The following is a 20,927-nucleotide window of genomic DNA, read 5'->3' on the forward strand; positions in this document are numbered from 1 at the left end:
TGTCTAAGAAGATTCTTTGCCCATGGCTTCCCTCAAGTTTTCCAGCCATTGACTAATCTGTTTTTCACGTCCGTTCGTGGTGGGTTCGTAAAAGCGAGTCCCCTCAATGTCGGGCGGCAGGTAACTCTGTTGTACATAGCCCCCATAGTTGTGGGGATATTTGTAACCAACACCGCTGCCCAAGATCGAGCTTGCCTGGGAATGGGATGTATCGGCGAGATGGCGGGGAACAGAGATCCTTTTGGCTTCCTGGACAGTCCGAAGTGCTCTATCGATGGCGTCTTTCGCACGGTTGCTTTTCGGAGCACAAGCGAGATAAAGGGCAGCTTCGGCGAGCGGGATCCGGCCTTCCGGAAGGCCGACCAGTTTTACCGCATCGGCGGCGGCTTGCGCCAGGACAAGAGCCATCGGATCGGCCAATCCGATATCTTCGGCGGCGTGAATGACGATGCGGCGGGCGATGAAGAGGGGATCTTCACCAGCTTCCAACATCACGGCTAGCCAAAACAAGGTCGCATCAGGGTCAGAACCGCGGATGCTCTTAATAAAGGCGGAGATCGTATCATAATGACGATCTCCTTTTTTGTCATAATAAACAGCGATCCGACCAGTCACCTGCATCACTTCGTCGGGACCGATGGGCTTGTCCAAGCTGCCATGGGCAGAAGCCGCCATATCAAGGATCGTCAGTGCTGAACGGGCATCCCCTTTAGCTGCTTGGATGATCAATTCCAGCCCATCTTCTGTTACTGCATCGGCAGGTAAGCCCAAGCCCCGGTTCGGTTCGGTGACGGCCCGCTTTAACAATGACAAAAGGTCCTCTTCTGAAAGCGGATGAAGCATGTAAATACGGAGGCGGGAGAGGAGAGCCGAGTTCAACTCATAGAGAGGATTTTCGGTGGTAGCGCCGATCAAGACCAACGTTCCGTCTTCCACGATCGGGAGCAGCAGATCCTGCTGGGCTTTGTTAAACCGGTGGATCTCGTCGATAAACAGGATCGTACGCTGTTGCTCGAAAGATAGACGCGATTCAGCCTCTTTGGCCACTTTTTTGATATCACCCGAACCGGCTGTAACTGCCGACAAGGTCTCAAAGTGACTGCGCGTCGTCTGGGCGATGAGCCGGGCGATCGTTGTCTTTCCGGTCCCCGGCGGCCCGTATAAGATGAAAGAGTGCACTTTGTCTAGGTCCACCATTTTGCGAAAGAGGGACTCGTTATTTAAAAGATGTTGCTGTCCAGCCACTTCATTAAGGCTGCGTGGACGCATCCGAAAAGCCAAAGGGCCTTCCTTCGCCTTTAGGGCTTCTCCTTGATAGGAAAAGAGGTCCAATGGGCTCAGCTCCTAACGAATACTATTCAAAATCTATTTTAACCATCCTTATAGACAAACCCAATATGTAACCCAATAAAATAACGCCTCCAGCCATAGCTTCGCTATGCCTGGAGGCGTTTGCTCTTTCATTAACGCAGGGCTTGATTCTTTTTGGCCCGCTCTCGTTGGGTGGGGTCGAGAAGGCGCTTGCGAAGTCGGATGTTCAAGGGGGTCACTTCAACCAGTTCGTCGTCATCAATCCACTCCAAGGCGTCTTCCAAGGAGAGGATTCTTGGGGGTTCCAGCTTGATGGTACCGTCAGAACCGGAAGCCCGCATGTTGGTGAGATGCTTGGCTTTGGCCACGTTCACATCCATATCTTGTTCCCGGGCATTTTCGCCGACGATCATTCCCTGATAGACATCGGTGCCAGGGGTGATGAAAAAAGCGATCCGTTCCTGCAGATAGCCGAGTGCGTATGCCGTGGCAGTACCATGTTCGAAAGCGACAGCAGCGCCTTTGGTCCGCCCAGGGATTTCACCGCGGTGTTCGCCATATCCGTGGAAGAGGTGGTGCATGATCCCGAATCCCCGGGTATCAGTGAGGAATTCCGTCCGGTAACCGATGAGGCCCCGGGCAGGAATGACGAACTCAAGACGGACTTGACCAGTGCCGTTGTTGACCATGTTGGTCATCTCCGCCCGGCGCGTTCCCAGCTTTTCCATGACTACACCCATGTATTCTTCAGGAACATCGATGATCAACTGTTCCAGAGGTTCCAACAGGTTGCCTTCATCATCTTTGCGGAAAATGACGGAGGGCTTGGAGACGGCCAATTCGTAGCCTTCCCGGCGCATCGTTTCAATCAGAATGGACAGGTGCAGTTCGCCGCGGCCCGAAACAAGGAAGACATCGGGGTCTTCTGTTTCATGAACCCGCAAGGCTACGTTTTTCTCCAATTCCTTCAACAAACGGCTGCGCAGATGGCGAGAGGTGATGTAATCGCCTTCCTTGCCGGCAAAGGGGCTTGTGTTCGTTTGGAAGGTCATCTGTAAGGTCGGCTCGTCGACGTTGATCACCGGCAGAGGAGCCGGATTGTCGGGGTCAGAGATGGTTTCGCCGATGTTTACATTATCTAAACCGGTAAGGGTGATGATTTCCCCTGTGCTCGCTTCCTCGACAGGGACCCGTTTCAACCCTTGATAGGTGAAGACTTGCAGCACTTTGCCTTTGATGATGTCACCGTCCCGTTTACAGATAGAAACCTGTTGGCCTGTACGAATTTTTCCTTGATGGATGCGGCCAATGGTGACACGACCTGTGTAGCTGTCATAGTCGAGCGAAGAGATGAGCATCTGTAGAACGGCCGTGTCGTCCCCTTCCGGGCAGGGAACTTTTTCGATGATCGTTTGGAAGAGAGGCTCCAGCGTCGTTCCTTTTTCATCGGGATCGAGGCTGGCCCAGCCGGCCCGGCCGACGGCATATAAGACGGGGAATTCCAGCTGTTCATCATCAGCGCCTAGTTCAATGAACAACTCCAAGATTTCATCGAGCACTTCTGCGGGACGAGCATCTTGGCGGTCCATTTTGTTGATCACGACGATAGGCCGCAGGCCCGATTCAAGGGCTTTGCGAAGGACAAACTTTGTCTGCGCCATAACCCCTTCAGCGCTGTCTACCAGCAGAATAGCACCATCGACCATCGAGAGAATGCGTTCCACTTCGCCGGAGAAATCGGCGTGTCCAGGTGTGTCCACGATGTTGATTTTAATGCCGTTGTACGATACGGCCGTGTTCTTGGCCAGGATGGTAATACCCCGTTCCCGTTCCAAGTCGTTTGAGTCCATGACGCAATCCTGGACTTCTTCATTAGCCCGGAAGATACCGGACTGTCGCAGTAAACCGTCGACCAGTGTAGTCTTGCCATGGTCGACGTGAGCGATGATGGCGATATTCCGCAAATCCGTACGTTTCAAACTCGCATTCTCTCCTTAATTCATAAAAAAAAGATGCCCTCAGACATCAACTATTATCACTAATATTTAATGATAGGGCTACAGTCAGTGACTGTCAAGACATTTTTATAGTATGAATGACTTTTTTCTGTTGGTTTCATTTCAACCAGTATGCATTGTGCATCATAAGTCCCTCCTTGTTTAGGCACGGTTCCCATTGGGTAAAATTGGATTAGGTTGATCGAAAAATAACTACTTGTCGTCGAATGGAAGAAAGGTGTAATCTTAAATAAGAACGTTCCTAATTAAACAAAGTTCAGATACTGAACGTAGGAGGCTCATAGGGTGTTGAACATTGTTCGACCGTTCAAACGAGAAAAGGAGCGAAAGGGCGATGAATCGATCCTCGTGGAGGCTCGCCATGTGTCCTTTCGTTATGAGCAGCAGGAAACATTAAGCGATATAGATCTTAAAATCACTCGGGGAGATTTTCTCGGCATTATCGGACCGAACGGGTCGGGAAAATCAACCCTTCTCCGAATGCTCTTGGGACTATTACAACCGGAAAAAGGCGAGGTCTTTCTCTGGGGCGATCCGGTCAAAAAGTTTCGTCGTTGGCCCCTCATCGGCTATGTTCCTCAAAAAGCCATCGCCTTTAATACGGCTTTTCCTGCTACCGTTTGGGAAGTGGTCTATGCAGGTCGGCTCGGCCGAAAAGGCCTTTTCGGATGGAAGAATCATCAGGACAAAGAAATGGTAGATCAGTGCTTGGACAAGGTCGGCATGTCGAAATTTGCCCACCAACTGATCGGTAATCTATCGGGAGGGCAGCAGCAACGGGTATTTATCGCCCAAGCCTTAGCCGGGGAACCCGAAATCCTTTTCTTGGACGAACCGACCGTCGGTGTCGATGCGGAACAGCAAGAGTTGTTCTACAGCTTACTGGAGGACCTCAACCAAAACATGGGCCTGACCGTCGTCTTAGTCTCCCATGATATCGGTGTGATTACGGAGCGGGTGAACAAGCTTGTCTGTTTGAACCGCTGTCTCTTCTTTCACGGCGAGGTGGGCGGTTTTAAGGCGCGGCAGACGGAGATTTTCGCCAAGATGTACGGCCATCCTGTGCAGATGGTTCAGCACCATCATCACTAGGAGGTAGAGGAATATGTTCGGATTCTCGGAAATGCTCCAACATGATTTTATGGTTCGGGCTTTTCTGGCAGGTTTGATGGTGGCCATCATATGTCCATCGATCGGACTTTTTCTCGTCTTGCGCCGACTATCCCTCATTGGCGATACCATATCCCATATATCTCTCGCTGGTGTAGCTGGAGGGATGTTGTTAGGCGTCTATCCGCCTTTGATGGCGCTCACTTTTTCCATCATCGCTGTCTTAGGCCTGGAAAAACTACGCCGGAGCTATCAGAACTATGCCGAAATCTCCACCGCCGTCTTTCTCTCGGGTGGCGTAGCGTTGGCGGTGATTCTTCTGAGCGTCAAAAAATCGGCCTCATCAGATATTATCAGTTACCTCTTCGGAAGTATCATCGCTGTAAACCGTCAAGATCTAGTGATCTTATCGGCCGTATGTGCCATTGTGGTTATCGTCATCAGTTCTCTTTATCATCGTTTTTTCTACATCTCTTTCAGCGAAGAAAAAGCGCAGCTCAGCGGCCTTCCGGTCTACGGACTAAACTTAGTGCTCATGGTCCTAGCGGCTCTTGTCGTCGCATCGTCTATGCGCATCGTGGGCATCTTGCTCGTATCGTCGATGCTTGTTTTACCGGTGGCAGCTAGCTTGCAGATCGCCCGGAGTTTCCGGGAAGCTTTTTGGTTGGCCCAAGCTTATGCTTTAACATCTGTGACGATAGGTTTGATCGCTTCCTATTTTCTCGATCTGGCCCCTGGAGGATCTATCGTGTTGTTAGCGGCCTTTCTGCTCGTTGCGACGATCTTGGTAAAAAAGGCTTGGCTGCACGTGCGCCTGTTATGGGCCAAAGATCGCCTGTCAGAAAAGGAACTGGCGAAAATTCAATAAATAAGAATAATCTTAAATCGGAACAATATGATCTTTGGAGGGTTCATGGAAACGGAACAAGTGCTCAATTTATTAAAGGCGAAGGGATATAAGTGTACACCACAGCGCCGAGCTGTAGTTGAGGCGCTTGTCCGGGCTGAACATCCTTTATCCGTGAAAGACCTCGTCGACGAATTACGAGGCTTGTTTCCTGATATGAGTGCAGATACGGTCTATCGCAGTGTAAAGGTTCTCAGCGAGTTAGGGGTGGTCAATCTCATTCACAATCAGGGAAAAGAAGGTGCTCGGTTCGAACTCGATGGTCGTCCCCATCACCATCATCTAGTCTGTGTCACCTGTGGTAAATCGGTATGCCTACCCTACTGCCCCATGGAGGAAAAAGCCGAAGCCCTTGCCAAGCACGAGGATTTCAAAGTGCTCGGCCATACCTTTGAGATCTTCGGCCATTGTCGTGAATGCCGAGATAATAAGGAGGGAACATCATGATTCCAAAAGCCTTGAAAGGACTGCTGATCGGTTTACTTTCGGCAGTGGTCATTTCCGGTTGCTCCTCTAATCAAGACGATAAAAAATCAGTCAGCACACAAGACCATAAGATTCAGGTTGTATCCAGTTTTTACCCTATGTACGAATTTACCCAGCAAGTAGGCGGTGAAAAGGTTGAAGTGACCAATCTGGTTCCCCCGGGAGCCGAGCCCCATGATTGGGAACCGTCTCCTCAAGATATGGTCAAGGTTAGCAAAGCCCGGATGCTCATCTATAATGGCGGCGGTTTTGAAGGCTGGATTGAAAAAGTCAGCCAGGCTAGCAATAATCCTAACCTGGTTCTGGTGGATACGAGTAAGGGTATTGAAATGCTTCCTGGTGAGAACAGTGACGATGGCGATCATGAAGCCAGCCATCAACATGGAAAAAATGATCCCCATTTCTGGCTCGATCCGAATTTGGTCAAAATCCAGGTCGAAAACATCAAAAGGGCCCTTGTCGATCTCGATCCCGATAACAAAGATTATTACGAAGCTAACGCAAAGGCATACCAAGATAAGCTGGACCGGTTAGACGGGGAGTTTAAAGAGATTGTGAGCAAGGCTCCATCGAAAGAATTGATCACGACCCATAGTGCTTTTAGTTACTTAGCTCATCGTTATGGCTTACATCAAGTTTCCATTATGGGTATTTCACCTGATGCAGAACCCAAACCGGCCGAACTCGCTCGAATCGCCGCATACGCACGAGAACACAAGGTGAAATACATATTCTTTGAGACCTTAGTAAGTCCGAAAGTCGGGGAAGCACTAGCGAGGGAAGTCAAAGCGGATACACTGGTGTTAAATCCCATTGAGGGCCTGACGGAAGATGAGCAAAAACAGGGACTCGATTATATTACCGTGATGAAGCAAAACTTAGAGAACCTGAAAAAAGCTTTAGGGTACAATCCCTGAGAGGAAAAGTCCTCATGTAAGCCCCTTGTAGCCTCCTAGCAAAGGAGGCTTTTTTGATCCCAAGCCACTGCGCAATGTAACTGTCAATATTTAATCCTTTACCAGTAAGCTGTTTTAACTGTACTATATTTAAGAATCAAGGGGTCGATTGTTAAAATGTCAAAACAAAGGGTTGAGAATGACAAAAGATAAGAGTTAGGAGGATTAATTATTGCACCGGTACGCACGATTCATTAAAAAATGTTGCTCTTCCCTCCTCATCATGACGGCTTGGCTTTTGCTGTTTAATACATTTACGGCTGAAGCCGCGGAAGAGCCGTCAGAAATGAAAACGGTTAAGTTCTGGGTTGGAAAAAATGTCTATGAAGTGAACGGCAAAGAATACTTGATGGACTCGGCGCCAGTCATTGACAGCCAAGCGGGACGATTGCTCATGCCGTTACGCTATCTGGCTTACAGCCTGGGTATCACAGATAGCGACATCGAGTTCAAGAAAAATGCACACGGTTTGATGGACGAAATTATTGTTCGCCGCCCCTCCGAGGGTGGTTTTAAGGATACCTTACAGATGTTTATCGGACAGCCGGGCTTTATCGTCAACGGGGGAGAAGCAGGCAGTCTAGATGCCCTTCCCCGTATTGACAATGGTCGGACCTTGGTGCCCTATCGGTCAGCTGCTCAGGCGCTGGGAGCACTCGTATTTTGGGATGCCGATGAGCGAGCAGTGGTCGTGAAGACATGGAATAAGGTGCCGTCGCCAGTGAGCCCGTCATGGTCGAAAGTGATCCTCTATCCTGGACAACAGAAGGTCGATCGCATTGGAATAGAAGGTAATTCAGATTCGCTGAAATCGAAGGTACCTATCGCCCTGAATAGGAGCGATGGGATCACCCAATTCAACGTCAGCGAGTATTTGAACGCCTGGGGAGTGCCCCAACAAAATATCCTCTACGACCCACGGGGGGGTTTGATGGTTCGTGGTTCTGCCGGAACTAACATACCCGGACAACCCTATAGCGCTGGTTTCATCTACTTCTATGTGGGAGAAAGCTGTGGATGGATCAGCAACAATCACAAGACCAATCCCGATGAAGGCGTTTTAGCCAACGAGATCAAAAACGGTCAGTTATACAGCGCTATGCCCCTTTTTTATTCCATTGGGCCTTTATTTGGTAAACAGGTGGAAGGCAATGTCAGTACGGATTCCTTGTGGCTGCGTTTGATTTTATAAAGAAACGAAGAGAGAGTCCCCCTTGGGGGGGCTCTCTCTTTTTAAGTACTTTAGTAGTCTGGTTCGTAATGGGTCCTATGAACCTGCCAACTTCGCCCGTCGCTTTCGGCTGTGATCGCACCGCAGCGATCGGTCCGCAAGACCTCAGCGCCCACGTTGTGCCAAGCTTGCATAACCTCTGGACTTGGATGGCCGTAACGGTTTTTTCCGACGGAAATAACCGCTAGTGCTGGTTGGCCTGTAGAAACTAAAAAGTCTGGTTCTAAATTGTTCCGACTGCCGTGATGGGGGACTTTTACGATATCAGCCTGTAGACTACTGGTGGATGTCTTTGCATCAGCTACCATGGCTAGTTGCCCTTCTTTGTCTATGTCACCGGTAAGCAAAACCCGGCACTGACCGTGCTCCAGGAGTAGAACCAATGATGAATCATTCGTGTTTTGGGGCTTACGTTCCAAGCCGGGGTTCAGGACCGTTAGCTGCACCGACGGATCGGGGCTGATGTCCTTATCTAGTGGAGGTGTTTCCAGAACGGGGATGTTTTTTGCCGATGCTAGTTGAAGGAGTGCCTCATATTTTTCAGATGGTTCCGGCGGGGCAGATAGGATAAGTTTTCCGACGGGATAATTCTGCAGGATATAAAAGGCCCCTCCCATATGATCTTGATCAGCGTGGGTGACGACAAATGTATCCAGTTCCGTGATTCCCTTTCGATTGAGCAGAGGCGATAGCACCCTCTCCCCCGGGTCATAAGATTTGTTTTGTTGGTCGAGTTCTGAAGAGGGGTTAAACTCCGGCGGACCTGGTACATCGATGATTACCCTTTTGCCTCCCGGCGTCTGAATCAAGATGCAGTCTCCTTGACCTACATCGACAAAGGCCACTTGCAGTACCGGGGGGAACAGGAGTCGATAGAGAATAAAGAGCGACATAAGACCTGCCGTGACGGGAAGGGTCCACGTTTGAATCCGGATTGATACCTTGGGGCTCAAGTGGCCGAGGGCAAATTCTCGTACCAGGATGAGCAGGAGGTAAAATGCGAGGAGAAGTAAGGGAGGCGGGGTGGCTATCGTCAAAGCTGCACCGGGTAGCGTAGATAAACGGCGTAACAGTGTAGTCAAGAGGTCCACGGAAAGACCGGAAAAGAGGATCAGCGCCTTTGCACCACCGGTCCAGAACGGTATCAGGAAGAAGGTGGCAAAACCTAAGATAGTGACCAAGGCGATGATCATCCCTGCGAATAAGTTGGCCAAGAGGCCCGATAGAGAGAGCATATTGAAGTAATAGACGGTGAGTGGACCAACAGCCAGTAGAGCTGTAAGCGAGAGCAACAAGGCCTCGGCAGAAAGTTTTTGGAGTGCACTCCAGACGGGTGCACCGAAACGGTTGCGCGGTTCGGAAGTGGGGATAAATCCTTGAAAGATCGGCAAGAGGTAGAGGATACCCCAGGTTGCACCAAAAGAGAGCTGAAATCCAGGATCGGCCAGCATGAGAGGATTGACGATGAGGATGGGCAGGGCTGCAGCGGCCATGAGGGTAAAAGGTTCCGCCCTTTGCTGCATGCCATAGGCCAACAAGCTGCCGCAAGCCATCAGAATGGCTCGCTGTACCGAAGGGGGAAAGCCGGTCATCATTCCGTAAAAGACAATGACCAGGATGGTCACAGCGATGCTCGGCCAAAGAGGAACTTTCCAACGCTGGCCTCCCCGCAGGAGGAGCAAGAGGGTACTGGTGATGACCGCCACATTTGAACCGGAGACGGCAAAGGCGTGGGCCACGCCGGTAATTCGAAAAGCTTCCTGATCTTCTTCAGAAAGTCCTCCTTGTCCGCCAAAAATGATTCCGGCGATGATGCCGGCTGTGTCCGATGGCAAGGTGGAAGCTAAGATTCTCTCCATCGTTTGCCGCCAGTCGTAAGCTAACCGGTGCATTGTATCGATGAGACTGTAATTAAGAGGTATGCTATTTTTTTCGTCTATCCCTTCGGGAGATGGATCGAAACGAATCTGAGACGGTTGTCTGGTAAAAATCTCAACAGCGATGCCTTGCCTCCATAAATAAGCTTGATAATCGAAGTCGCCGGGATTGCGTCGGGGAGATGGGATTTGCACCTGACCGGTAACTTGGAACTCATCTGCCGGTTTCACTTCAAAGGGTAAGGGTTTTCCACGATGCTTGATCCGTACGGTTTCACCATCATCCAGAGAGAGGTCGAAGACGAAGGATTCTTTACTGTTGGTTACGATGGTTACTACTTTGCCCGTTAAGGAAACCGTCTCGCCGTTGTGCTCGTATAAGTGGGATACAGGCTGGGAAGTCATGTACGCGTAGAGCCAGCCGAGTACAGTAACGGTCAGGAACAGCGATAGCATTAACACACCGTGTAGATAGCTGTTTCGATGGTGAGAAGAGGGGACAGGGTGGCCGAAGAGATGCTTCTCGGAAAATCGAAACACCATAAGAGCGGCGATGATCAAGCAGAGACCTAACTGAACCGTATCACTTTGTAAGGGATATCGGACGAGTTCCCGGTGATAAAGCCCAATCGCGATGCCGAGCATGAATAAACATACAAAAACCACCAAAGGGCGCTTCATTACGACACCTCCGGTGGTCTATTTCTACAAATATCCATAAAAACCTTTATCTTACCTGAATGTTATTAGAGATTTTCGCCTAGTCAGCTAATACAGTCTTTGATACAAATCTAACCAGTGATAGTGATAACCCTCGGAATCTATGTGCTGCTCCTTACTTAATCGAACTCCATTGCGACACAAGAACCCCAAACAATACTCCTCGGCGAGGATTCGTAAAAAGCGCATTCTAGCTGCCTGTTCCGATTGCAGTGCTCGGAGGTTAGACAGAAAGTGAACAGATTCCAACGTACCACTCTCATAGTAGCGGTGGCAAAGGCGCCAAAAACGCTGAGGAAAATATAACAAACCGAGCAAGACCGGGTACTCTTCCGGGAAGATCGGCGTCATCTCGTCATAAGCTTCCAGGATACCCTGGGCGAGGCTAAAGCGCCAGCGGTGATTTCGCAGCGTTCGGTCTAAAAGCCGAGCTATGTCGACGAGGCGTATATCCCAGCGGCAGTAATCGAAATCGATGATTTTAGCCTGTCCTTTGTAATCGAGTACAAAATTTCGGGCGGCCACATCCCGATGGATGAATGTACTCATCTTTTTGGCCCTCTGGGCGATTGCACTGTATTGGGAGTTTTCCAGGATGGTTAAAGCCGTCTCGGCTTGAAGGATGTGCTCATCCAAGAGGGACAAAAGAGGTGACTTTTCCAGTTTTTCTCGATAGCGTCGTAAATCCTCTGTTCGTCGAAAAAGGGTCCGGATCCATCGCTCCCAGTGAGGACGACGGTAGAGGGAAGGCGGTGTTTCCAGCCCTCGGCTGTGTTGATGAAATTCGGCTAGAGTTACCGTCGCTGCAAAGATGTGTTCTCTCTCTCCGAAATCGCAAGGGATGTCAGCTACCCAATCGGTAAGAAAGTAGCTGTGACCTTGGTAAAAGGCATAATAGTCGCCTCGCAACGTCGGCAGGAGTTCCGGCGATTTTAAGAAGCCTTGCCGATTTAAGTGGGCCATGGCTAGGCAGATAAACTGCAGTTTATCTGCTTCATAACATACTTTTTTTAAGCAAAGTGGCCCGAGGTCGGTTTCCAATCGCCAAACTGGCGACAGATGCTGCACTGAACACAGGCGGTACCCGTATGTACGATGTAAAAAATCAGCTAACTCATCTAGAGTTAATTCTGTCATCAAGATTTTCCACCGCACTTGCATTCGATGGTATTCCTTCTACAATATATGTTACAGCGTGTCTGTAGGTTTATGAAAGGTAGGTTGCCGATGGACTATTCCGGGATGAAAGCGACGATTCAACGGGACGTTTACGCTTCAGTTTATGTGATATTTGGCGATGAACCTTTTTTAATGCAAGAACTGTTGGACGAACTGATTCGGAGTTTTATAGAAAAACCTGGCGGGGAGTTTAACATCGATCGATTGGAAGGTGACCTTTCGGCAGAGAGTGTGGTAGAAATGGCTCAAGCTCCGCCGTTCATGGCGGACCGGCGGTTGGTGATCGTTCGCGACTTTTCCCTGCTGAAGGCGGGAAAAGGCTCAGAATCAGCGGAAGGGGATAGTGTTCCCTCGAAAGGAAAAGGGGGAACTTCCAAATCAAAAGGGGTCGAACCGGAATCGTCATTGACCCATTACTTGCAAAACCCGAGCCCGACGACCTGTCTCGTTTTTTACTCGCCTTCCGGTGTGGACAAGCGAAAACGTCTTTACAAGGCTATCGAAAAAGCTGGACATACCGTTGAGATCAAAAAGCCAACTGGTGCAGAAGTCGAATCTTGGGCTGCCCAGCGAGCCCGTTCGATCGGACTGCCCTTTGAACCAGAGGCATTGTCTATGCTCATCGAACGTACCGGCGAAGACATCGGGCAGATCGCCTTGGAAATGGACAAGCTCTACACTTTTTTAGGTGAACCATCGGCACAGCGACGGGTCACTCGGGAACGAGTTCGACGTCTGGTGCCGGCGACACCGGACGATAATATTTTCGCGATCGCCGACTCCTTGGGAGACCGGCGTATCGATCGGGCACTGACGATTTCCCGAGACGTGATCCGCCAAGGGCAGCATCCCATCCCCTTGCTGTTCCTGATCCTGCGTCATGTGCGCCAACTGCTTCGATTGAAAGAACTGATGGCGTCGGGTGTGCGTAAAAACGATTGGGGAAAGGAACTGAAGCTTCCGCTTGGTGTCATTCGCAAGCTGGAGAACCAAGCGGGACGCTTTCAGACGGACGATTTATATCGCCTCTATCACCGATTGACAGAGGCCGATGTAGCCATTAAGACCGGCGCCGGTGAGGCGAAGCAGACATTGGAACTTTGCTTGCTCGCTTTCGGCAACGAAAAGAAATAAGCAAAAAAAGAGAGACCAGGATGGACCTGGTCTCTCTTAAGTAGCCATGAGGAAGTTTATGTTAAACAGCCTTGGCTTTGGAATTAAATCTTTTGGTGATGCGGGATTTTTTGCGGGAGGCCGTGTTTTTGTGAATCAGGCCTTTGGCAGAAGCTTTGTCTAGAGCTCGGACAGCCTTGGCAAGTGCAGCACGAGCATTGTCCATATTGGCGGAAGCCAGAGCTTCTTCAAAACGTTTCAAAGTCGTACGCAGGGCGGAACGAGCCGAAGCGTTTTTCAGGGTGCGCTCCCGAGCAATTTTAACTCGCTTCATCGCCGATTTGATATTGGGCATACTCTCACCTCCTTGCCACTCAACAAAGGATATTTTACCACGATGATCTTGCAGATGCAAGAAATAGTTTACCATTTCTGCAGGACTATATCAGGGCAAGTATGATTTTCTTTCCTTCGGCGATACTACAAAGGAATCCTGTCAAAAAGGAGGAAGAGCAAGCCGTGATAGGTTTAGTGGTTCGTTTTCTCGTCTCCGCCGTTGTATTGCTGGTGGCCAGCTGGTTTATTCCTGATTTTGTTGTCAACGGATTCACGGGTGCCGTCGTGGCCGCTTTGGTCATCTCTTTACTTGGCTATGCCGTGGAAGCTCTATTTGGCGACCGCATCACCAATATGCACCGTGGAATCGTGGGCTTCCTCGTATCGGCGGCGGTCATCTGGGTGAGCCAGTTGCTGGTTCCAAATGCGATAAAAGTGGGATTGTTCGGCGCTTTGTTGTCAGCCCTGGTTATCGGTATTGCCGATGCTGTCGTTCCGACGCCGCTCAGCCCAAAAGCGCTGCAAGGAAAGCGTTAAAACTGTTCCATTTCCCATAAAAAGTCATAGGAAAACGACCCCCGACATACCCATTTATATTGGGAGAGAAGGGGGTTGTTTGCTTTGTTATTTAAGAGGACAAACCCATGGGGGCGCAATCGACGCAGGCCCTTCTGGCTGGTCGTGCCTCTTGTGGTTTTAGTCGTGGCAGGATGGCTTTGGCAAGGTGTACGTATCCATTCATCGGCTTGGGCCATCATTTCTCCTGGTGAGATCCTCAATATCGCCCTTCCGCTGTTGCGATATAATTCTCCTTCGGTTCAACCGACAGGCACAGACAACCATTCTGGTACCCCTGGAGACCCCTCACAACCATCGTCTTGGTTTGAAAATAAAAACGACTATTTGAATCGGATTCTGGAGGGCCAAATCCCCCTGCTTGGCGGCAGGGTCGATCCGACGGGAGGAACCTTAGCGGCGAAGACAGCGCCGAATCGGGGAAATGTGTCGGAAGTGGAAGGGGAAGATTATCCCGATGTGGATATTCCTCGTGAAGATCCTCGCGGAGAGGGAGCAACAGAACCGTATCATGCCATGGTATCGGGAGAAGTAACGCCCACCATTTTGATCTACCATACGCATAACGCTGAATCTTATGCCGCCTCAGGCGGCGATGCCAGAAAAGAGGGGCAAAACGGCGGCGTTTTCAACGTAGGTACGAGAATGACCGCCCGCTTGGAACAATGGAAAGATAAATATGGTATCGTCGTAGAGCATTCGTCCCGGATTCACGATGCGCCATCGTACAATCTCGCCTATAACGAATCGAGAAAAACGGTGTTAGAGTATTTACAGAAATATCCCAATCCCCTCGCTTTGATCGATCTCCACCGTGACGCCCTGCCCATCCGAGAAACCGTCACGATTGGTAACAAGACGGCTGCTAAAATACTGTTGGTGATAGGTACCGATCAGCGGGCACCTCATCCCCGTTGGAAAGACAATCTGCGTTTTGCTGAAAAGATACAGAGCAAATTGGACGAGTTGTATCCCGGGTTGTGCAAGGGCGTCGTCACTAAGGCCGGTCGTTACCACCAACAAATGCATCCGCGTGCCATCCTCGTTGAAATCGGCAGCGACCAAAACTCGACGAAGGAGGCGGAGACGGCAGGGGATATGTTTGCCTCCGCCTTAATGGAGGTCCTTAAAGAGGAAAATCTGATAAAATGATCGGTTTGAGAAAAAAGGTTGCCAAAGCTAAAAATACTAATACAATAGGGAAGGGAAGTGGGACAACCGTTTCGTAAAGGAGAGTCGGGGAATGAACCAAAAACCGGAAGAAAGCCAGAAACCCGATGGCGGCGGTCAGCGAATTGCAAAAGCGGCCGGCTCGATCATGTTGGCGATGTTCATTTCCCGGATTTTAGGTTTTGTTCGTGAAGCGGTCATCGGGGCCAAGTTTGGTCAGAACGGAGTGACCGATTCATATATTGCTGCCTTCGCACTACCGGACTTTTTATATTTTCTCCTGGTTGGGGGTGCCCTTTCGACGGCTTTCATCCCTGTTTTTTCGTCTTATGTGGCGACAGACAAGGAGAGAGACGGGTGGGTGGTTGCGTCAACCTTTATCAATGGGATGATTTTGCTGTTGGGGATCGGGGTCATACTCGGAGAAATCTTCACGCCCCAGTTGATTCCCCTTGTCGCCTATGATTTCAAAGGTGAGACGCTAGAACGGACGATCTTTTTGACACGAATCATGTTCCCATCGGTATTGTTCACGGGCTTGGCTGGACTCGCGATGGGTGTTCTCAACTCATATCAACATTTTCTCATGCCTTCTATCGGAGCGATTTTATATAACGCCGTCATCATCCTCTGCGGATACTTTCTGTCGGATCGTTTTGGTATTGCCGCCTTCTCGATCGGCGTGGTGTTGGGCGCATTAACCAACTTTCTCGTGCAGGTTCCCATGTTGATGAAAATCGGCCTTCGTTACCAGATGACCATGGACTTGAATCACCCCGGTGTCCGCCGGATCGCCAAGTTGATGATCCCGGCTCTCATCGGTCTGTCCATCGGTCAAATCCAGGATATTGTGAACCAAAACCTAGCGTCGGCGCTGGAGCCCGGATCGATTACAGCGCTGCGATTTGCCAACCGGCTCATGCAGCTTCCTTTGGGTGTATTCGCCATAGCTATTTCAGTGGCCATATTTCCGACCTTGACGAGTACAGCCGCTCGACGGGAATGGACAGAGTTCCGGAATAACCTCTCCTTAGGGTTGCGTACGGTCATTTATATCACCTTGCCGGCCGCTGTAGGAATGACCGTTTTACGTGTGCCTATTGTGCAAGTCCTCTTTGAACGAGACAACTTCACCCATGAAGCCACCGTAGCGACGGCATCGGTACTGCTCTTTTTCCTCTTGGGACTTTTTGCTCAAGGGGCGAATCAGATGCTGCCTCGGGTATTCTATGCACTGCAAAAGCCGCAGATTCCAGTTCGAGTCAGTGCCATTGTGCTGGTAATCAACACAGCACTAAGCCTGATCTTGATTCCTTACATGGGCGCCGAAGGTCTTGCCTTGGCTTTTTCCTTTAGCGCATTCCTCGCCTACGGGCTTTTCTTAGTGCTTGCTCGAAGAGCCCTTCGATCCATCGATGGGAAGCATCTTCTCTTATCGTTGATGAAGACCACTGCTGCCTCGGTCATCATGGGGGCTGTCATTTGGGTTATCTTGCGGTTTGCCCCTCTGGTCGTCGATCTCTCCTCCAAGGTAGGCCAAGTGAGCTTGCTTACCGTGACGGTCCTGGTCGGTGCTGTTGTCTATGGCGCGTCTACCATGGCGATGCGGATGGAAGAAGCCCAGATGGTCTCTCGTGCCTTTTTGAGTCGCTTTACCGGTCGGTAAATGGGCATTGTTCGCGCTATGTCTATCGGTTATAATACATTGGATATGTCTTTTTATTGGGCAAGGGAGGAACCAGATCTATGGGAATGGCACAAGCCAACATTCGCAATTTTTGCATTATCGCGCATATTGACCACGGCAAATCGACCCTTGCCGACCGCATCCTGGAGTACACCGGTGCCCTTACGGCGCGGGAGATGGAAGACCAGGTGCTGGACTCCATGGATTTGGAGCGCGAGCGGGGAATCACAATCAAGCTACAGGCCGTTCGGTTGCAATATAAGGCGAAAGACGGACAAACTTACACATTGAATTTGATTGATACGCCCGGTCACGTAGACTTCACCTATGAAGTGTCCCGTTCCCTGGCTGCTTGTGAAGGGGCCTTACTGATCGTCGATGCGGCCCAAGGAATTGAAGCCCAAACGTTGGCTAACGTCTATTTGGCCTTGGAAAACGACTTAGAGATCATTCCGGTCATCAATAAGATCGATCTGCCCAGTGCTGAGCCGGAACGAGTTAAGCAGGAAATCGAAGATGTCATCGGCCTTGATGCTTCCGATGCTGTTCTGGCTTCGGCCAAGTCTGGCATCGGGATTGAAGAAGTTCTTGAAGCGATTGTCAAAAAAATTCCGGCGCCGAAGGGCGAACCGGAAGAGCCGCTGCAATGCCTTATTTTTGACTCTTTCTATGATATCTATAAAGGCGCTATCTCCTATGTCCGTGTCGTTCAAGGAAGCGTGAAAAAGGGTTCGAAGATTCAGATGATGTCCACTGGTCGTACTTTTGAAGTGACTGAGGTCGGTGTCTTCGCGCCGGCGCCTCGCCAGGTGCAAGAACTGTCCACCGGGGAAGTCGGTTTTATCGTCGCCTCCATCAAGAACGTGAAAGACACCCGTGTCGGCGATACGATCACGAACGCCGATCGCCCGGCGGCAGAACCGCTGGCCGGTTATCGCCAGGTGACCCCCATGGTCTATTGCGGTCTCTATCCCGTCGAAGGAGCCGACTATGAAGACTTGCGGGACGCCTTGGACAAACTTCGCCTGAACGACGCATCGCTGATCTACGAACCGGAAACATCGGTCGCCTTGGGCTTTGGCTTCCGTTGCGGTTTCCTAGGTCTTCTGCATATGGAGATCATCCAGGAGCGGTTGGAACGGGAATTCGACCTGGATCTGATCACGACAGCGCCGAACGTCATCTACCGGGTCAATCAGACGGACGGTGAAGTGGTTCTCGTCGACAACCCCACGAAATTGCCGCCGAACCAAAAGATCGAGTCGATTGAAGAGCCTTATGTAAAAGCCTCCATTATGGTCCCTTCGGACTACGTAGGCGCCGTGATGGAGCTCTGCCAAGAGAAGCGGGGTCTCTTCACCAATATGGACTACATCACGAACCAGCGGGTCATGCTCGTCTACGAACTTCCTTTGGCGGAGATCATCTTCGATTTCTTTGATCAACTGAAATCGCGTACTAAAGGATATGCCTCCCTCGATTATGAACTGATCGGCTACCGTGCTTCTGAGTTGGTGAAACTGGACATTTTGCTGAACGGTGATTTGATTGACGCTTTTTCGATCATCGTTCACCGTGACCGGGCTTATCATCGCGGCCGGGCTTTGGCGGAAAAACTGCGCGACCTCATTCCGCGGCAGATGTTTGAAGTTCCCATTCAAGCGGTCATCGGCAACAAGGTCATCGCTCGGGAGACGATCAAAGCGATCCGCAAGAACGTCTTGGCTAAATGCTACGGCGGTGACATCTCGCGGAAACGGAAACTGCTGGAGAAACAAAAAGAAGGCAAAAAGCGCATGAAGCAGGTCGGCAGCGTCGAGATTCCCCAAGAAGCCTTCATGGCTGTGCTCAGCATCGATCAGTAATAACAGTAGGAATAAAATGATGCGAACTGTACAACCTCTCAAACAAGGATGGGGAGTCTATATCCATATCCCCTTTTGCAGGAGCAAATGCGCTTATTGCGATTTTTATTCCCACCGGGCGTCGGAACAAGAACGGCGGGAATACGCTCAGGCGGTCATTCGTCATATCGCTACGGAAGCCAACAAATGGGATGGGGCTCAAGGTCCGACGACCATTTTTTTTGGCGGTGGTACCCCTTCTCTGCTTCCACCGGAATCAGGAAGGGCTATCTTGGAGCAGATTCGGCATACCTTCGGTGACCATCTTTTATCAGAGATTACCATCGAGGCAAATCCGGGGACGGTGACCGGCCCTGATTTGCTCCAGTGGGTGAGAGGAGGGGTTAACCGACTCTCGCTGGGGGTACAAGCCTTTCAACCACGCCTGTTGGCCTTTCTCGGCCGCAAACATTCTATCGAGGATGTTCGTGAAGCCATCAATGCAGCCAAGCAAGCGGGCCTGCTTAACGTGAACTTAGATTTGATTTACGGTATCCCCGGCCAGTCTATGGAAGACTGGCGGCTCTCTTTGGAATTGGCCCTCGATCTAGAGCCGGCGCATCTTTCCATATATAATCTCAAACCGGAAGCGGGAACACCTCTAGCCCTATGGCTAGAACGAGGTTTAACGGGGGTTTGCCCGGAAGACCTGGAGGTGGAGATGTATGAGGAAGCCCGTCGGCTTCTCCATTTGGCAGGTTTCGAACAATATGAACTGTCCAACTTTGCCCGGCCCGGAAGGGAATGCCGGCATAATCTAAACTACTGGCACCGGGGCGATTACCTCGGATTTGGCAGTAGCGCCGCCTCCGCTGTGGGGCTTCGCCGTTGGACCTGGGCGGCTGACAGTCGTCAGTATGTCGGGGCTCTTTCGTCCGGTTGTGACGTACCTATCGGAGACGAGGAGATACTGACTCCAGTCGTCGCTGCAGAGGAGGCAGTCATGCTCGGCCTTCGATTGACCAAGGGGGTAAACCTTCAGGAGGTCATTAGGGAATACGGTCTAGGAGAACGCCAGGGGTCAAATTGGCATAAACTATCGACAATCCTCCATGGCAAAGGTTGGGTTGATTATGATGGTTCTCGGGTGAAGCTTACGCCAGAGTCCTATCTTATCTCGAATGAAATTTTGGAAAAATACCTAGGAGAAGAGCCGGAGAATTGAGCAACAGGGACCTTTTTCACTCGGGAGCCCAAGTATTGACAAGCGGCTTTCCCGGTGGTATTTTTTTATCGTAAGACCATTAGCACTCGTCGGTCATGAGTGCTAACAACGGGAGGTGCTTCGGGGATGCAGATGAACGATCGTAAGCAAAAGGTTCTTTGGGCCATTATTCATGACTACGTATCCACCGCTGAACCCGTTGGTTCCCGAACGATTGCTCGCAAGTACAATCTCGGTGTCAGTCCTGCCACGATCCGCAACGAAATGTCGGACCTAGAGGAGTTAGGGCTCATTGAACAACCCTATACATCGTCCGGAAGGATTCCCTCAGACTATGGGTACCGCTATTTTGTCGATTGTCTAATGGAACGAAAAGTTCTTGCCGCAGAAGAACTTCGCATCATGCAACAGACCATGTCGGACCGTCTGCAAGAAGTGGATTATCTGATGCAGCAAGCGAGCGCGATCATTTCACAGTTGACCAACTATACGGCTGTCGTACTTGGTCCCCAAGTTGGCAAAACGACCTTTCAGCAGATCCAACTCCTCCCGATCATGCCGACTAAGGCTGTTGCCGTCATTATCACTTCAGCCGGAGTTGTCGAGAGCAAGATTCTCGACATTCCCGAATCGTTAACGCCGGAGGATCTACAGCAAGTCTCCGCTGTGATCAATGAATCTTTACGGGGATTGACCATGAATCAGGTGAGGGCTTCCCTCTCCCATGAACTGGCGGAAACGTTGAAAAAGCAGAAACAGGTGTTGAGCCAGTCTTTGGAGATCATCGACGAGGCTTTGCATGCAGATAATGATGAACGAGTCTACCTGGGTGGAACATTGAACATCTTTAAACAACCTGAGTTTAAAGATGTAGATAAAATCCAAACGCTTCTGGGTATACTAGAGCAGCATCATACCGTTCGAGAATTGCTGCATCACACCCCTGAAAGGGGTGTAAACATCACCATCGGTACAGAAAACAAACATGAAGGTTTTCGCAACTGCAGCATGGTGACAGCGACCTATCATCTTGACGGTGAAGTGCTCGGTGTGATCGGTCTTGTCGGGCCGACACGAATGGAGTATTCCCGATCGGTGGCGGTCATCGAAAGCTTGACGGAAAACTTATCGTTCGCTTTAAAAAGAATATTGAATCGATAGCGTTTTTGGGAAATCAGGGG

The 20,927-nt window shown here is 50.4% G+C and carries 17 protein-coding genes; 12 read left to right on the forward strand and 5 right to left on the reverse strand.

Annotated elements, in window-relative coordinates; all coding sequences use genetic code 11:
- Nucleotides 1-3: 3 nt before the first annotated feature.
- A complete protein-coding gene (locus tag H1S01_RS10890) occupies nt 4-1,332 on the reverse strand; it encodes a replication-associated recombination protein A (RefSeq protein ID WP_188040510.1) in 1,329 nt (442 codons plus the stop codon).
- Nucleotides 1,333-1,463: 131 nt separating this feature from the next.
- Complete coding sequence (typA, locus tag H1S01_RS10895) at nt 1,464-3,290, reverse strand: translational GTPase TypA (protein WP_188040512.1); 1,827 nt, start codon at nt 3,288-3,290, stop codon at nt 1,464-1,466.
- Between the two features lie 324 nt (nt 3,291-3,614).
- Here typA and H1S01_RS10900 point away from each other — a divergent pair, with 324 nt between their 5' ends.
- From H1S01_RS10900 to H1S01_RS10920, 5 genes are all read left to right on the forward strand, one after another.
- On the forward strand, nt 3,615-4,421 hold the full coding sequence (locus H1S01_RS10900) for a metal ABC transporter ATP-binding protein (RefSeq protein ID WP_341479080.1): 807 nt from the start codon (nt 3,615-3,617) through the stop codon (nt 4,419-4,421).
- 13 nt (nt 4,422-4,434) lie between these two features.
- Complete coding sequence (locus H1S01_RS10905; protein WP_243237230.1) at nt 4,435-5,307, forward strand: metal ABC transporter permease; 873 nt, start codon at nt 4,435-4,437, stop codon at nt 5,305-5,307.
- A 45-nt stretch (nt 5,308-5,352) separates the two neighbouring features.
- Nucleotides 5,353-5,793 carry a Fur family transcriptional regulator gene (locus H1S01_RS10910; RefSeq protein WP_188040514.1) on the forward strand — a complete coding sequence of 147 codons (441 nt, stop codon included), beginning with the start codon at nt 5,353-5,355 and terminating at the stop codon, nt 5,791-5,793.
- Nucleotides 5,790-6,749, forward strand: a complete 960-nt coding sequence (locus H1S01_RS10915) for a metal ABC transporter substrate-binding protein (RefSeq protein ID WP_188040516.1) — start codon at nt 5,790-5,792, stop codon at nt 6,747-6,749. Before H1S01_RS10910 ends, H1S01_RS10915 begins: the two co-directional genes overlap by 4 nt.
- Nucleotides 6,750-6,960: 211 nt before the next feature.
- The gene (locus H1S01_RS10920; RefSeq protein ID WP_188040518.1) at nt 6,961-7,980 is read left to right on the forward strand and encodes a stalk domain-containing protein; all 1,020 of its coding nucleotides are present in this window, start codon (nt 6,961-6,963) and stop codon (nt 7,978-7,980) included.
- Between the two features lie 50 nt (nt 7,981-8,030).
- On the opposite strand, the gene H1S01_RS10925 is transcribed toward H1S01_RS10920, so the two are convergent.
- Together H1S01_RS10925 and H1S01_RS10930 are read right to left on the reverse strand one after the other, a co-directional pair.
- Nucleotides 8,031-10,577: a DNA internalization-related competence protein ComEC/Rec2 gene (locus H1S01_RS10925; RefSeq protein WP_188040520.1), complete on the reverse strand. Its 2,547-nt coding sequence runs from the start codon at nt 10,575-10,577 to the stop codon at nt 8,031-8,033.
- Between the two features lie 87 nt (nt 10,578-10,664).
- Nucleotides 10,665-11,753 carry a CotS family spore coat protein gene (locus H1S01_RS10930; protein WP_188040522.1) on the reverse strand — a complete coding sequence of 363 codons (1,089 nt, stop codon included), beginning with the start codon at nt 11,751-11,753 and terminating at the stop codon, nt 10,665-10,667.
- Nucleotides 11,754-11,843: 90 nt separating this feature from the next.
- Between H1S01_RS10930 and holA the strand changes: the two genes are divergently transcribed.
- On the forward strand, nt 11,844-12,929 hold the full coding sequence (gene holA, locus H1S01_RS10935; protein ID WP_188040524.1) for a DNA polymerase III subunit delta: 1,086 nt from the start codon (nt 11,844-11,846) through the stop codon (nt 12,927-12,929).
- 61 nt (nt 12,930-12,990) lie between these two features.
- Here the strand turns inward: holA and rpsT are convergent, their stop codons facing one another.
- Complete coding sequence (rpsT, locus tag H1S01_RS10940) at nt 12,991-13,263, reverse strand: 30S ribosomal protein S20 (protein ID WP_155477218.1); 273 nt, start codon at nt 13,261-13,263, stop codon at nt 12,991-12,993.
- A 164-nt stretch (nt 13,264-13,427) separates the two neighbouring features.
- On the opposite strand from rpsT, the gene H1S01_RS10945 reads away from it, so the two are divergent.
- From H1S01_RS10945 to hrcA, 6 genes are all read left to right on the forward strand, one after another.
- On the forward strand, nt 13,428-13,781 hold the full coding sequence (locus tag H1S01_RS10945; protein ID WP_188040526.1) for a phage holin family protein: 354 nt from the start codon (nt 13,428-13,430) through the stop codon (nt 13,779-13,781).
- A gap of 84 nt (nt 13,782-13,865) precedes the next feature.
- The gene (gene spoIIP, locus H1S01_RS10950) at nt 13,866-14,972 is read left to right on the forward strand and encodes a stage II sporulation protein P (protein ID WP_188040528.1); all 1,107 of its coding nucleotides are present in this window, start codon (nt 13,866-13,868) and stop codon (nt 14,970-14,972) included.
- Nucleotides 14,973-15,063: 91 nt separating this feature from the next.
- Entirely contained in the window at nt 15,064-16,656 is a 1,593-nt protein-coding gene (murJ, locus tag H1S01_RS10955; protein WP_188040530.1) for a murein biosynthesis integral membrane protein MurJ, read from the forward strand.
- A gap of 80 nt (nt 16,657-16,736) precedes the next feature.
- Nucleotides 16,737-18,542 carry a translation elongation factor 4 gene (lepA, locus tag H1S01_RS10960; RefSeq protein ID WP_188040532.1) on the forward strand — a complete coding sequence of 602 codons (1,806 nt, stop codon included), beginning with the start codon at nt 16,737-16,739 and terminating at the stop codon, nt 18,540-18,542.
- 19 nt (nt 18,543-18,561) lie between these two features.
- Nucleotides 18,562-19,746, forward strand: a complete 1,185-nt coding sequence (gene hemW, locus H1S01_RS10965) for a radical SAM family heme chaperone HemW (protein WP_188040534.1) — start codon at nt 18,562-18,564, stop codon at nt 19,744-19,746.
- Nucleotides 19,747-19,872: 126 nt separating this feature from the next.
- Nucleotides 19,873-20,907 carry a heat-inducible transcriptional repressor HrcA gene (gene hrcA, locus H1S01_RS10970; RefSeq protein ID WP_188040536.1) on the forward strand — a complete coding sequence of 345 codons (1,035 nt, stop codon included), beginning with the start codon at nt 19,873-19,875 and terminating at the stop codon, nt 20,905-20,907.
- Nucleotides 20,908-20,927 lie beyond the last annotated feature (20 nt).

Source organism: Heliobacterium chlorum (assembly GCF_014502795.1).
In the GTDB taxonomy this organism is placed as follows: domain Bacteria; phylum Bacillota; class Desulfitobacteriia; order Heliobacteriales; family Heliobacteriaceae; genus Heliobacterium; species Heliobacterium chlorum.

What these genes read in the sequence shown, in the direction of transcription:
- H1S01_RS10905 (WP_243237230.1), top strand. Translation starts at nt 4,435, where the DNA reads ATGTTCGGATTCTCGGAAATGCTCCAACATGATTTTATGGTTCGGGCT.
- H1S01_RS10910 (WP_188040514.1), top strand. Translation starts at nt 5,353, where the DNA reads ATGGAAACGGAACAAGTGCTCAATTTATTAAAGGCGAAGGGATATAAG.
- H1S01_RS10915 (WP_188040516.1), top strand. Translation starts at nt 5,790, where the DNA reads ATGATTCCAAAAGCCTTGAAAGGACTGCTGATCGGTTTACTTTCGGCA.
- H1S01_RS10925 (WP_188040520.1), bottom strand. Translation starts at nt 10,577, where the DNA reads ATGAAGCGCCCTTTGGTGGTTTTTGTATGTTTATTCATGCTCGGCATC.
- H1S01_RS10930 (WP_188040522.1), bottom strand. Translation starts at nt 11,753, where the DNA reads ATGACAGAATTAACTCTAGATGAGTTAGCTGATTTTTTACATCGTACA.
- holA (WP_188040524.1), top strand. Translation starts at nt 11,844, where the DNA reads ATGGACTATTCCGGGATGAAAGCGACGATTCAACGGGACGTTTACGCT.
- rpsT (WP_155477218.1), bottom strand. Translation starts at nt 13,263, where the DNA reads ATGCCCAATATCAAATCGGCGATGAAGCGAGTTAAAATTGCTCGGGAG.
- murJ (WP_188040530.1), top strand. Translation starts at nt 15,064, where the DNA reads ATGAACCAAAAACCGGAAGAAAGCCAGAAACCCGATGGCGGCGGTCAG.
- lepA (WP_188040532.1), top strand. Translation starts at nt 16,737, where the DNA reads ATGGGAATGGCACAAGCCAACATTCGCAATTTTTGCATTATCGCGCAT.
- hemW (WP_188040534.1), top strand. Translation starts at nt 18,562, where the DNA reads ATGCGAACTGTACAACCTCTCAAACAAGGATGGGGAGTCTATATCCAT.
- hrcA (WP_188040536.1), top strand. Translation starts at nt 19,873, where the DNA reads ATGCAGATGAACGATCGTAAGCAAAAGGTTCTTTGGGCCATTATTCAT.